The organism is Stenotrophomonas sp. 85239_Sma (genome assembly GCF_056481725.1).
Window position 1 is genome coordinate 2,478,488 of the sequence record NZ_CM151163.1, and the last position, 13,158, is coordinate 2,491,645.

The 13,158-nt window shown below is 68.3% G+C and carries 12 protein-coding genes; 6 read left to right on the plus strand and 6 right to left on the minus strand.

All coding sequences use genetic code 11. The annotated features are described in order from the left end of the window. Positions 1–92: 92 nt before the first annotated feature. The 4 genes from ACYKG1_RS11660 to blaL1 all read left to right on the plus strand — a co-directional run bounded on the left by ACYKG1_RS11660 (position 93) and on the right by blaL1 (position 4,925). A complete protein-coding gene (locus ACYKG1_RS11660) occupies positions 93–617 on the plus strand; it encodes an RNA polymerase sigma factor (RefSeq protein ID WP_262082466.1) in 525 nt (174 codons plus the stop codon). Next, positions 614–1,459: a FecR family protein gene (locus ACYKG1_RS11665; protein WP_478470546.1), complete on the plus strand. Its 846-nt coding sequence runs from the start codon at positions 614–616 to the stop codon at positions 1,457–1,459. Before ACYKG1_RS11660 ends, ACYKG1_RS11665 begins: the two co-directional genes overlap by 4 nt. A 71-nt stretch (positions 1,460–1,530) precedes the next feature. Continuing rightward, positions 1,531–3,957 carry a TonB-dependent receptor gene (locus ACYKG1_RS11670; protein ID WP_478470548.1) on the plus strand — a complete coding sequence of 809 codons (2,427 nt, stop codon included), beginning with the start codon at positions 1,531–1,533 and terminating at the stop codon, positions 3,955–3,957. 95 nt (positions 3,958–4,052) lie between these two features. Then, on the plus strand, positions 4,053–4,925 hold the full coding sequence (gene blaL1 / locus ACYKG1_RS11675) for a L1 family subclass B3 metallo-beta-lactamase (RefSeq protein ID WP_478470550.1): 873 nt from the start codon (positions 4,053–4,055) through the stop codon (positions 4,923–4,925). A gap of 50 nt (positions 4,926–4,975) precedes the next feature. On the opposite strand, the gene ACYKG1_RS11680 is transcribed toward blaL1, so the two are convergent. The 3 genes from ACYKG1_RS11680 to ACYKG1_RS11690 form a co-directional block, all read right to left on the minus strand. Continuing rightward, the gene (locus tag ACYKG1_RS11680; RefSeq protein WP_478470552.1) at positions 4,976–5,515 is read right to left on the minus strand and encodes a DUF411 domain-containing protein; all 540 of its coding nucleotides are present in this window, start codon (positions 5,513–5,515) and stop codon (positions 4,976–4,978) included. A gap of 116 nt (positions 5,516–5,631) precedes the next feature. Continuing rightward, the gene (locus ACYKG1_RS11685) at positions 5,632–6,000 is read right to left on the minus strand and encodes a hypothetical protein (RefSeq protein ID WP_238381575.1); all 369 of its coding nucleotides are present in this window, start codon (positions 5,998–6,000) and stop codon (positions 5,632–5,634) included. Further along, on the minus strand, positions 5,993–8,278 hold the full coding sequence (locus tag ACYKG1_RS11690; protein ID WP_262226708.1) for an FdhF/YdeP family oxidoreductase: 2,286 nt from the start codon (positions 8,276–8,278) through the stop codon (positions 5,993–5,995). The genes ACYKG1_RS11685 and ACYKG1_RS11690 overlap by 8 nt, the downstream gene beginning before the upstream one ends. A gap of 243 nt (positions 8,279–8,521) precedes the next feature. Between ACYKG1_RS11690 and fdhD the strand changes: the two genes are divergently transcribed. Beyond that, on the plus strand, positions 8,522–9,370 hold the full coding sequence (fdhD, locus tag ACYKG1_RS11695) for a formate dehydrogenase accessory sulfurtransferase FdhD (RefSeq protein ID WP_478470554.1): 849 nt from the start codon (positions 8,522–8,524) through the stop codon (positions 9,368–9,370). Between the two features lie 38 nt (positions 9,371–9,408). Here the strand turns inward: fdhD and ACYKG1_RS11700 are convergent, their stop codons facing one another. Then, complete coding sequence (locus tag ACYKG1_RS11700) at positions 9,409–9,945, minus strand: carboxymuconolactone decarboxylase family protein (protein WP_478470556.1); 537 nt, start codon at positions 9,943–9,945, stop codon at positions 9,409–9,411. Between the two features lie 106 nt (positions 9,946–10,051). Between ACYKG1_RS11700 and ACYKG1_RS11705 the strand changes: the two genes are divergently transcribed. Then, entirely contained in the window at positions 10,052–10,933 is an 882-nt protein-coding gene (locus tag ACYKG1_RS11705; RefSeq protein WP_100472659.1) for an AraC family transcriptional regulator, read from the plus strand. Positions 10,934–11,035: 102 nt separating this feature from the next. On the opposite strand, the gene ACYKG1_RS11710 is transcribed toward ACYKG1_RS11705, so the two are convergent. After that, positions 11,036–11,593: a TetR/AcrR family transcriptional regulator gene (locus ACYKG1_RS11710; protein ID WP_478470558.1), complete on the minus strand. Its 558-nt coding sequence runs from the start codon at positions 11,591–11,593 to the stop codon at positions 11,036–11,038. A gap of 4 nt (positions 11,594–11,597) precedes the next feature. Continuing rightward, on the minus strand, positions 11,598–13,130 hold the full coding sequence (locus ACYKG1_RS11715) for an MFS transporter (protein WP_478470560.1): 1,533 nt from the start codon (positions 13,128–13,130) through the stop codon (positions 11,598–11,600). Between the last annotated feature and the right edge of the window lie 28 nt (positions 13,131–13,158).

The window sequence follows — 13,158 nt, forward strand, 5'->3', positions numbered from 1 at the left end:
CATGGCAAACGCGAACGGTTCCCATTAGTATTGTGTCATCGTGCAGGGGAGACCCTCCCTGTGCTCACCCTTCGCCTTTGCCGCCCGTCCGGATGCCCCAGCCACCCTCGCCCCACCCGCCCGCGCTGTCGCTGGTGTCTTCGCTGGTGCGCCACTACGAGGAGCTGGTGGATTACCTGCATCACCGCTTCCGCTCACCCGGGCTGGCCCGCGAGGTGGTCCACGATGTCTGCGTGCGCCTGCTGGAGCGTCCGCTCGTGCACGACCCACGGCAACCGATCGCGCTGCTGCGCCGGATCGCACACGACGCGGCGGTGGACCGCTGCCGCGCTGAAGACCTGCGCCGGCACTGGGTCGAGGCGCGCGCTGAACTGCCCGAGGGCGCGTGCCCGCGCCCCGGACCCGAGCAGCAGGCGCAGGGCATGCGCGCGCTTGAGCAGTTGAGCGTCACCATCGAGCGGATGCCCTGCCGGCGCCAGCAGGTGTTCATCCTGCACAAGATCCATGAACTGCCACAGGCAGAGGTTGCGCAGCGCATGGGCATCGGCCTGAAGGCGGTGGAGCGCCACCTGCGCCTGGCGATGGCCGACTGCCGCCTGCACGCGGGGCTGCAGTGAGCCGCACGCCCGCCCCTTCCGAACCCGCGCCGCCACCCGCCTCCGCCGAGCAGGTGCTGGAGCGGCACCGCGATGCATTGAAGCAACGCTTCCCGCTGCCGAGCCCTGGGGCACTGCAGCGCCGGCGCGGCGCTGGCCCCGCGAAGGGCGCGCTGGCCTTGCTGCTGGTGGCCGCCGGCGCCTTGCTGGCCGCCGACCCGGCCTGGCAGGTACGCGATTACCAGACCGCCGTCGGCGAACGCCGCAACGTCACCCTGCCCGACGGCAGCCAGGTACTGCTCGATGCCGGCACCCGCGTGCAGGTACGCCGTCATCTGCGCTCGCGGCAGGTGCTGCTGGTGCGCGGCCAGGCGCGCTTCGAGGTGCAGCACTCGGCCTGGCGCCGCTTCCAGGTCGATGCTGGCCCGGTGCATGTACGCAACTACGGCACCGTGTTCGACGTGGACCGCCAGGGTGACCTGAGCGAGGTGACCCTGTGGCGCGGCGCGGTGGGCGTGCGGGTCGACGGCAGCGAGGCCGAGCAACGGCTGAAGCCGGGCCAGCGCCTGCTGGCCCAGGCAGGATCGCTGTCGCCCCCCGAAGCCGTCAGCCCGGACCGGGCCGACTGGACCCACGGGCGGCTGCAGTTCGATCGGCTGCCGCTGTCGGAGGTGCTGCGCATCCTGCAGCGCTACCACGACCGCCCGATCGTGCTGGATGACCCGGCGCTGGGCCCGCTGCTGGTCTCGGGCGTGTTCGACGCCGACCGCGCTGAGACCGCCGTGGCACTGCTGCCGGACATCCTGCCGGTGCAGCTGCAGACCGCCGCCGATGGCAGCCTGCACCTGCGCGCCCGCGATTGATCGCCGTCGCGAGGGTGGGTTGTGCGCCCTCCCATCCGGCAGGTGTCTGAACCCCTCCGAAGGACCTCCGCATGACCCGCCCTGTTCCGCCTGCCGCGCTGCGCCGGTTGGCCCCCACCCTGCTTGCCGCCTGCCTGTGCGCGGCACTGCCGGCTGCCGCCCAGACGTCCGCGCCGGCCGCGGTGGAATTGCACCTGCCCGCTGGCTCCCTGCAGGCCTCGCTCACCGCGCTGGCCCGGCAGAGTGGCATCCAGCTGCTGTTCGCCGCGGAAAGCGTAGGCGGGCGCAACGCACCGGCGCTGGACGGCCGTTACACCCCGCGCGAAGCGCTGCAGCGCCTGCTGGCCGGCCAGGGCCTGGCACTGCAGGAGCGCTCGCCGGGCGTCTTCGTGCTGAGCGCGGCGGCCACTGCACCGGCACCGGCCAAGGCCAACCCGCCGGCGCGCCCCGCGCCGCAGGCCGCGGCCATCTCACTGGCCCGCGTCACGGTATCGGCATCCACCGCACGCATGCCGCAGGGCGAGACCGCCATGCCCAACACCATCACCGTGCTGACCCGCGAGGACATCGCGCAGCAGCTGGCGCTGGGCTCGGATGTCTCGCGCGTGCTGTCGTCACAGATTCCGGCCTTTGCGCCCGCCCGCGAGAAGATGTCCAACTACGGCGAAACCATGCGTGGCCGCGGCATCCTGTACATGGTCGACGGCGTGCCGCAGTCGACGCCGCTGCGCGATGGCTCGCGTGATTCGCACACCATCGATGCGGCGATGATCGAACGCATCGAAGTCATCCACGGTGCCAACGCCCTGCAGGGCATCGGCGGTACCGGCGGCATCGTCAACATCATCACCCGCAGCGCGCCCAGCGAACCCGGGGCGTTCCTGTTCGACAGCAACCTCAGCTACAGCGCCGCCCTGCCTCGCCGCCACGACGACAGCGGCCCGCGCGCGTCGGCGCTGGTGGGCATGCGCGGCGAGCAGTTCGACCTGGTGGCCGGCCTGGCCTATGAGCGCCAGGGCCTGTTCCATGACGGCGAAGGGCGCTCGATCGGTACCAACGCGCAGGGCGAACTGATGGATTCGACGTCGTCGAACGTGTTCGCCAAGCTCGGCTGGAACATTGCCGAGGGCCAGCGCCTGCAGCTGATGGTCAACCGCTACGAACTGCGCGGGCTGGACAACTACCTGGCGGTGAACGGCGATTACCGCAGCGGCCGCCCGACCCTTTCGGTGCCCGGTGACACGCCGCTGGACCCGCCGATGAACCGCTCGCGTTCGTTGACGCTGGACTACAGCGCCGCCGACCTGCTGGGTGGCCGCTTCCAGGCGCAGGCGTTCGCGGTGGACTTCGAAGGCCGCTATGGCGCCAGCCAATGGGACCCGTGGGGCAACACCGGCGCCAATGCTGCGTGGGACCAGACCCAGAATGAATCGGACAAGCGCGGCTTCAAGCTCACCCAGAGCTGGAGCCGCATCGCCAATACCACGCTGGACGTGACCCTGGGCCTGGACGGCCTGCGTGACCGCACCCACCAGGTCCTGCTGGCCAGCGGCATGAACTGGGTGCCGTTGACCACCTACCAGAGCCTGTCGCCGCTGCTGCAGCTGCACTGGTGGCCGACCGACCACCTGATGCTGTCCGGCGGCCTGCGCTACGAGAAGGGCGAGCTGGAGGTGGGCGACTACACCACCCTGCCCCGTTATGGCGCGCGCAAGGTGGCCGGCGGCAAGCCGACCATGAGCGAGACCCTGCCCAACTTCGGTGCGGTCTGGTACATCAACGATCGCCTCAACGCCTATGCCTCGTACTCGGAGGGTTACACCGTGGCCGATGTCGGCCGCGTGCTGCGCGCGATCAACCGTGACGGGCAGCGCGTGGACAGCCTGGTGGACCTGTCGCCGGTGGTGTCGGACAACCGAGAGATCGGCCTGGAGTATGACGATGGCCGCTTCAGCGGCGATATCGCCTACTACACGTCCGAATCGAAGCTCGGCTCGGTGCTGGTCTACGACGCGGGAATCGATGCTTACAACGTGCAGCGCCAGGCCACCCGCGTGGAAGGCTTCGAAACCAACCTGCGCCTGCGCTTGGGTGACAGCCGCCTTGGCCTGGGCTATGCGCGCGCCAACGGCCGCTACGACGCCAATATTGATGGCCGGCTGGACAGCGACCTGGCCGGCGTCAACATCGCACCGAACCGGCTGACCGCGTTCTGGGAACAGAACTGGACGCCGCAGCTGAGCACCCGCCTGCAGGCCAGCCACGCCTTCGACCGCGACTTCGACCTGCAGGGGGCGCGCGTGGCCGAGTTCAAGGGCTACACCACCGTGGATCTGGTCGCGCGCTATGCGCTGGACAAGCACGCGTTCACGCTGGGCGTGCAGAACCTGGCCAACACGCAGTACATCAGCTACTACTCGCAGACAACGCCGTCGAACCCGAGTTACTTCTCCGGACGCGGCCGGGTGCTGACGCTGGGGTGGCAGTACCGGTATTGAGTCACGGCCCCCTTATGGGAGCCATGAAATCTATGCGCACCGTGATGGAGGAGGCCCATGCTAGTTTCTGGGCCTCCTTCAAACGGATGTGGATCATGCGCTGTTCCCTGCTCGCCTTCGCCCTTGCCGCTGCGCTTCCGGCCGCGCACGCCCGCGCCGCCGAGGCACCACTGCCGCAGTTGCAGGCGTACACCGTCGATGCGTCCTGGCTGCAGCCGATGGCACCGCTGCAGATCGCCGACCACACCTGGCAGATCGGCACGCAGGACCTGACCGCGCTGCTGGTGCAGACCGCCGACGGCGCGGTACTGCTCGACGGCGGCATGCCGCAGATGGCCAGCCACCTCATCAGCAACATGAAGGTGCGCGGCGTGGCACCGGAGGATCTGCGGCTGATTCTGCTCAGCCACGCACACGCCGACCATGCCGGGCCGGTGGCGGAGCTGAAGCGCCGTACCGGTGCGAAAGTGGCGACCAACGCTGAATCCGCGGTGCTGCTCGCGCGCGGTGGCAGCGACGACCTGCACTTCGGTGATGACATCACCTATCCGCCGGCCAGCGTCGACCGCATCCTCATGGATGGCGAAGTGGTCACGGTAGGCGGCATCGCGTTCACCGCGCACTTCATGCCGGGACATACCCCGGGCAGCACCGCCTGGACGTGGACCGATACCCGCAACGGCAAGCCGGTGCGCATCGCCTACGCCGACAGCCTGAGTGCCCCGGGCTACCAGTTGCAGGGCAATGTGCGCTATCCGCGCCTGGTAGAGGATTACAAACGCAGCTTCGCGACGGTGCGGGCGTTGCCGTGCGACGTGTTGCTGACCCCGCACCCGGGCGCCAGCCACTGGGACTATGCCGCGGGTGCCACGGCCGGCGCCAAGGCACTGACCTGCAAGGCCTACGCTGATTCGGCAGAACAGAAGTTCGACGCGCAGTTGGCCAAGGAAACAGCCGGCGCCCTTTGATTTTGTAGCGCCGAAGGGTGCCGGCCAACATGGCCGGCACCCGCTGCCTGTCAGCCACCCTGCCCGTGCTGGGCGAACGGTTCGGTGGTGCCATCGTTGCGCACCAGTTCGACGGTGTACGGCTGCACGTAGCCGTCCGGCATTTCCATGCCCGGCGAGCCGGCCGGCATGCCGGGCAGTACCAGCCCGCGCGCTGCCGGGCGTTCGGCCAGCAGGCGCTTGATGTCCCCGGCCGGGATATGGCCTTCGACCACGTAGCCGCCAATCTCGGCGGTATGGCAGGAGCCCTTGCCGACCGGCACACCCAGACGAACCTTGATCGGGTTCATGTCATCGGTATCACGTACGTCCACCTGGAAGCCTTCGGCCTTCAGATGATCGACCCATATGCCGCAGCAGCCACAGCTGGCGGTCTTGTGCACGATGGCGATGGGCAGTGCCGGGTCCAGTCTGGCCGGGCTGGCCTTGATGGGCGCCGCCGGTGCCTCGCTGGCGACCGGTGCGGCAGCGGATTCTTCGGCAGCACGTGCGCAGGCGGCCGTGGCCAGCACGCTGCCCAGCAGCAGGCCGAGGGAGAGAGAACGGTTCATGGTGTTGATTCCTTTGCAGATGCGGGCCATGCGGCCCGCCGCCCGCGTATCGAAGGCGCAGGCAGGGTCATGGGTAAGACAAGCAACTACGGCAGGCGCTTGAGGCCTGCAGGGAATCAACCGATGGGCGGCCGCAACGGGTACGGCATTGGCGGCGATGCGCGTTGCTGGGCGCTGGCCGCCAGAGGTGCCTCACGCCAGGGCGACGCAGGGGTTCCACTCAGGGCAGCCGGCATGCCGAGACAGGCCGGCGGGCATTCGCACTCACCACTCTGGCAGACCGTTGATGTTGCCTCGTCGCAGCATCCGGGCATGGCAGCGGAATGCGGTGCGGCGCAGTGATCCGCATCGGCCGCCATGGTGTACGGCGATGAGGCAAGCGCCAGCGCCGGTGCGTTCAGCACCAGGGCAACGAGCAGCATCCATCGCAGCAGCAGGCCAGACAGGTTCACCCGGCGATGATAGCCGATGCGCGCGTCACGCAATCGCGGCTGCCATTGCCCGCATCCGCACCGGAATCGACTTGGCTGCCGGCGTGCCACTGATCCGGTCGTAGTAGTCCAGTGGCAGCAACGGGTTCAGTTCGGGGTAGTAGCCGGCCAGCGCACCGCGCGGCATCGGGTAATCCAGCACGGTCAGGCCTTCGATGCGCCGCTGCACGCCATCGTCACTGATGGTCTCCAGGCTGACCCGCGCTTCCTTCTCCAGCCCGCGCGCCAGCCGGTCCTCGATGTTCATGAACAGCACCATGCGATCGTTGTACACGCCACGATAGCGGTCGTTGTAGCTGTAGATGGTCGTGTTGTACTGGTCGTGCGAACGCACCGTGGCCAGCCGCAGCATGTCCGGGTCGTGCACCGGATCGTCCACGTCCAGGCCGGGCATCACCAGGATGTTGGCCTTGCCGTTGGGCGTGGGCCACACCCGGCGGCGCGGCGGAATGTCCAGATGGAAGCCGTGCGGCTGCTGGATGCGCTCGTTGAAGCCGGTGTAGATCTCCGGGTACACGGCGGCGATCAGCTCGCGGATGGGGGTGTAGTCATGCATGCAGCCTGCCCAGTCGACCCTGCTGTGCGGCAACGTGGCCATCGCCATGCGGCAGACGATCTCGACCTCGGGCAATACCTCGGCACTGACCGGTTCCAGCACACCGCGCGATGCGGTGACGTTCGACATCGCGTCTTCGATGGTGACGAACTGCTCGCCGGCCGGCGTGACGATGCGCTCCGAGCGCGCCACCACCGGCAGGATCAAGGCATCGCGGCCATGCACCAGGTGACCCCGATTGAGCTTGGTGGCGATGCCGACGGTCAGCTCCAGGCTACGCATGGCCTCGTACGCGCGCGGCGTATCGGGCACGGCGTGGATGAAGTTGCCGCCCAGGCCGATGAACACTTTGGCGCTGCCATCCAGCATCGCCTCGATCGACTCGACCACGTGATGGCCGTGCTCGCGCGGCGGATCGAAGCCGAACACCTGCTGCACGCGGTCCAGGTAGGCCGGTTTGGGCTTCTCGTCGATGCCGACGGTGCGGTCGCCCTGCACATTGGAATGCCCGCGGATCGGCCCGATGCCGGCGCCGGGCTTGCCAAAATTGCCGCGCAGCATCAGCAGGTTGGCCACCTGCTGCAGCAGGCGCGAGCCGTACTGGTGCTGGGTCAGGCCCATGCCGTAGCAGATCACGGTGGCCTTGGAACGGATGTAGATCTCCGCACACCGACGGATCTGCGCCTGCGAAATGCCGGACACCTGCACGATCTGGCCCCAGTCCTGCGCCAGCACGTCCTCGCGCAGCGCCTCCAGGCCCACGGTGTGTTCGGCCAGGAAGTCGTGGTCGAGCACGCGCTCGCCCTGCGCTTCGCGCTCGAACATCACCTTCATCATGCCCTTGATCAGGGCCAGGTCGCCGCCGATGCGGATGTGCACGAACTCGCTGGTGATCTCGGTCGAACCGAACGTGGCCATCTGCACCACGTCCTGCGGCTCGGCGAAGCGGATCAATGCGCGCTCGGGCATCGGGTTCACCGCCACGATCGGAATGCCGCGTTTGCGCGCTTCAACCAGGTTGCTCATCATCCGCGGCGAATTGGTGCCGGTGTTCTGGCCGATCACGAAGATCGCCTCGGCATGCTCGAAATCCTGCAGCACGATGGTGCCCTTGCCCACCCCGATGGCCGGCGGCAGGCCACGGCTGGTCGGTTCGTGGCACATGTTCGAGCAGTCCGGGAAGTTGTTGGTGCCGAACTCGCGCACGAAGATCGAGTACAGGAACGCGGCTTCGTTGGGCGTGCGACCGGAGGTGTAGAACTCTGCCTGGTGTGGGCTGTCCAGCGCCTGCAGGTGGCGGCCGATCAGCGCGAAGGCATCGTCCCAGCTGCACGGCACGTAATGGTCGGTCGCCGCGTCGTAGCGCATCGGCTCGGTCAGCCGGCCCTGCATCTCCAGCCAGTAGTCGGTCTGCGCCATCAGTTCGGTGACCGTGTGCCGGGCAAACAGCTCGCGGCCGGCACGGAACTGGGTGGCTTCCCAGGCCAGTGCCTTTGCGCCGTTCTCGCAGAACTCCAGCTTCCTTCGTTCGTCAGCATCGGGGAACGCGCAGCTGGGGCACTTGAAGCCGCCGGGCTGGTTCATTGCCAGCAACGCCTTCGACCCCTTGCCGATCACGCTCTGCTGCAGCAGCACCTTGGCGGTGGCGCCGGCGGCACCCCAGCCACCGGCCGGCTGGTTGTAGGGCTTGTAACGCGGCGGTTTCTGCTCGGGCATGTTCGGGAACCTGGCGGGAGGAACGCAGCAACGATCGCAACAACGCAGTCCGGCGGCGCTTTCGATCGCGCGGCCAGCCCCACAGTCAAGCACGGCCTATGCGGCTTCGCCAGTGCGTCAACGCCTTTTCAACGCAGCCTGCCATGACAACGGTTACACCTGCGTCAGCGCGTGGCCACTGCGCTATTCTCGAGGCCGTGGGTGGTCCACCACCTGCGTATTTCCCTTGCCCGGACGCGCTGCATGCCTGATTCGACCCCACCGCACACCCCGCCTGCCGGCACGGCCCAGCGCCCGTTGCTGCGCTGGCGCAGCGAGGGGCACCAGCCGCAGGTCGACGTGGTGGCCGAAGAAGTGCCGGTGGCGCTGCGTTACAACGGCGCTGCCTTCGCGGTGATGATGGCCACCCCGTGTGACCTGGAAGATTTCGCACTCGGTTTTTCACTCAGCGAAGGGCTGATCGACACTCCCTCGCAGCTGCTGTCGATCGACATCCGTCCGCAGCTGGAAGGCATCGAACTACAGATGACCGTGGCCGACGAGGCGCCCGGCGCCGACCTGGACCCGGCCAATGGGCGCCTGCTGCCTGGCCGTGGTGGCTGTGGTCTGTGTGGCACGCGCCAGCTGGAAGAAGTACTGCGCCCATTGCCGCAGATCCGCGAGCGACGCAGTTACCCGCCCGCCGCCTTGCTGCGGGCGTTGGCCACCTTGGCGCAGCACCAGCCGATGAATGCGGTGAGCGGCTCCACCCACGCCGCGGCCTGGGCCGATGCCAGCGGGCGGATCGGCTGGGTGCGCGAGGACGTCGGTCGCCACAATGCGCTGGACAAGCTGATCGGCGCGCTGCACCACAACGAACATGCCATTGAAGGCGGCCTGCTGGTGATTTCCAGCCGCGCCAGCTACGAAATGGTCAGCAAGGCGGTGCGCGCCGGCGCCAGCGTGCTGGCTGCTGTCTCGGCACCGACCGCGCTGGCGATCGACCTGGCCCGCAGTGCAGGCCTGTGCCTGGTCGGGTTCGCGCGCGAAAGCGGGTTCAATGTGTATACCCATCCCGAACGGCTTCGGCCGGACGACAGCCACGACAGCTGAGAACGGCCGGGAGCAACGCGCCCCCGGCCTGATGCACCTCAGCGCAGCGCCACCTTCGGGAAATCCACCGGCACGTCGAACGCGACGTTGACGTAGTTGGTGAACAGGTTGAGCGCCACATGGGCGAGGATCTCCACGATCTGCTCATCGTCGAAGCCGGCTGCACGCAGCGCCTGCACATCGCCGTCGGTGATCTGTGCACGCTGCTCGACCACCTTCAGCGCAAAGTCCAGGGCTGCCGAGGTGGCCGGATCGCTGGACTGGCCGATCTGCGCGGCGGCCATCTGCTCGCCGCTGGCACCGGCCTTGCGGCCCAGAGCAGTGTGCGCGGCCAGGCAATACTCGCAGGCATTGCGGTTGGCGATGGCCACGGCGATCTGCTCGCCCAGCAGCGGCGACAGGCGACCGCCGCCCAGCGCGCCGAACGAACCCCACATGCTCTGCAGCGCGGCCGGCGAGTTGGCCACGGCGCGGAACATGGCCGGGGTGGCGCCGAACGCGGCGTGGACCTGGCCCAGCAAGGCCTGGCGGTCGGCGGTGGTGGTGGCGGCATCGATGAGGGGGACACGGGACATGGTGGATCTCCTTGGGAAAGCGCCCGGGATTGGACGACCCGCTCATCCTAGGTAGACTTTCTGGACGCATCAGGAACAATCAACCGCACCTATTGTCCATTCGTCCATGAGCATTCCCCTCGACGCTCCCGCGCCCGATCGTCTCTCCGCCCTGCTGGAACGCTTCCGGGTGCAGGCCGCGCTGTTCCACAGCGGTCCGCTGTGCGGGCGCCATGTCTTCGAGCCGCAGCCCGGTCGTGCGTTCCTGCACATCCTGCGCCAGGGTGAAATGGAAGTCCGTCATCCCGACGGCGATATCGCGCTGCCCCGGTTGAAGATCGACACACCCAGCCTGCTGCTGTATCCGCAACCGTTGCACCATGTGTTCTTCAATGCACCACTGGATGGCCCGGATTTCACCTGCGCCACCCTGGACTTCGATGGTGGCGCGCGCAACCCGATCGTGCAGTCGCTGCCGCCGGTGATGGTGGTGCCGCTGGCCGCGATCAGCGAGCTGGATGACACCCTGCATCTGCTGTTCACCGAGGCCGACCGCCAGCGCTGCGGTTCGCGGCTGCTGACCAACCGCCTGTTCGAGGTGGCGCTGATCCAGATCCTGCGCTGGGTGGTCGACCATCCGGATGCGGCGGGCGTCAGCCATGGGCTGATGCGTGGGCTGTCCGACGCGCGGCTGGCACGCACGCTGGTGGCAATCCACCACGCGCCGCAGGACGAATGGACGCTGCCACGCATGGCGTCGACTGCGGGCATGTCGCGCAGTGCCTTCGCGGCGGTGTTCAAGGAAGTGATGCAGGCTACGCCGGCCAGCTATCTGCTGGATTGGCGGTTGAGCCTGGCCTGCGCGCAGCTGCGTGCGGGCGTGGCGGTCAAGCAGGTGGCGATCGAGGTCGGGTTTGCCGATACCGCATCGTTGTCGAAGGCGTTCCGCAAGCGGTTGGGTGCTTCGCCGCGAGCGTGGTTGGCAGCGACCGCAGCGCAGGCCGGGTAGAGCCGACCGCGGGTCGACTCTCGCGCGATGCGTGGGATTTTCGTTAGCAGCCGACCCGCGGTCGGCTCTACCAAGAGCGATATCCGTGCGTCGGTCGACGGCTCAGTTGGATGCCCCATCGGGCTTCGCCAGCAGCCCGGCGATCCGTTCGGCCACCTGGCCGCGCACGCTTTCATCCAGCTGCCCTTCGTACATCGCCTCGTAGATCCACAGGCCATCGGCGGCCAGCCGCGCCACGAAATTGTCGAGCGCGGCCGGGTCATCCTGCCCGGCCGACGGCGGCAAGGGTGCCCAGCGTCGCACTGCCGGACCCCACGGGCGCTCGTCGGCATCCGGGTCGGCCGATTCCAGCATGAACATCAGTTCGGCGCGCGTGGCGCTCTGCGCGGATACGCGCACGAAGGTCTGGTAGCGCTCCAGTGCCGAGGCTTCCTCCGCCCGCTTGCCCAGCAGCGATTCCATCGACGCCTCCCAGGCCTGCACCAGGTGCTCGTCGATACCGCGCAGCAGCGCCTCGCGCGACGGGAAGTGGTACAGCAGGCCGCCGCGGGTCAGCTTGGCCTCGGCCGCCACCGACTCGAAGGTCACCGCGCGCACGCCGTCACGATTGATCACGTTGACGGCGGCGTCGAGGATCCGGTCGCGCTTGCTGGTTCTCATGGCGTCATTTTACGCGATCGGCCGCGCCCTCGCGGCTGCCGACGCGGCCACGCAGCAGGCGCGCGATGATCGTCGCGCCGACCACCAGCATCACCGTGATCACCAGCAGCACGATCTGGTAGCCGCGGTCATACGCGGCCGTGGCCAGGGCGAACCACTCGCCCTGCCCGCTTTCGCGTGCCACGTGCAGCGCCTGGGTGAAGCCTTCGCGGGCACGCTCGGGCATGTCGGCCGAGACCGGCAGGAAGGCGCCATACATCGCCGCGCTCAAGCTGCCCAGCATCGCCACCGCCAGCAGGCCACCGAATTCGTACGACACCTCTTCCACCGACGAGGCCATGCCCGCGCGGTGCGCCGGTACGTTGTTGAGGATGGCGGTGGAGGCCACCGAGATGGCCGAGCCCATGCCGAACCCGGTGACAGCCATGCCCGCCACCACCCAGCCAAGGCCGTGCGGGAAACCGAACGCCACCACGCCGACACCCAGCGCACCTGCGGCCAGGCCGCCGCAGATCAACGGGCGCAGGCCGACCCGGTGCAGGATGCTGCCGCCCAGCAGCGCACTGGGCAGGCTGCCCAGCGCCGCCACCGACACCAGCAGGCCCGCCTGCAGCGGGGTAAAGCCCGCCACCAGCTGGAAGCGCTGGGTGGTGACCAGCTGCAGCCCGGCCATGGCGAACAGGGTGAACACCGCCGACAGCGTGCCGGCCAGGAACGCCGGATTGCGGAAGATCGCAAAGTCCAGCAGCGGGTACGGCAGCTGTCGCTGGCGGCGTGCGAACGCCACACCCGCAATGACCGCCAACAGCAGCGCGCCCGCGCCCAGTGCATACGACGGCGGCGTGGCGATCAGCGACTTGATTGCCAGCACCAGGCCGGACAGTGCGGCCAGTGCCAGCAGCGAGGACACCATGTCCCAGGGGCGCGAGGTGTCGCGCTGGCCCTCCGGGGCCAGCAGCAGCGTGGCGACGAAGGCCACCACCACCACCGGCACGTTGACCAGGAACACCGAGCCCCACCAGAAGTGCTGCAGCAGCCAGCCGCCGATGATCGGGCCCAGTGCCGCACCGACGATGGCCACCGAACCCCAGATCGCAATGGCGATGTTGCGCTCGCGCTCTTCGTGGAAGCTCAGGCCGATCAACGCCAGCGTCGCCGGCATCATCGCCGCCGCACCGACTGCCAGGAACGCACGTGCGGCGATCAGCTGCGCCGCTGTACCGGCGAACGCCGCTGCCAGCGAGGCGATACCGAACACCACCAGTCCGATCAGGAACATGCGGCGGTGGCCGATGCGGTCGCCGAGCGTGCCGGCACCGAGCAGCAGGCCGGCCATCACCAGCGGATAGGCGTTGATGATCCACAGCGCCTGCCCGGCACTGGCCGAGAGTTCCTCGGTCAGGGTGGGCAGTGCGGTGTAGAGCACGGAGTTGTCGAGCGTGACCAGCAGCAGGCCGGCGGCGACGGTGAACAACAGCGCCCAGCGACGGGCACGCGACAGGGCCGGAGCACCGGCCAAAGGCTGGGACAAAGCCATGGGGGAACCTGGTGGGGATGAAGTACGG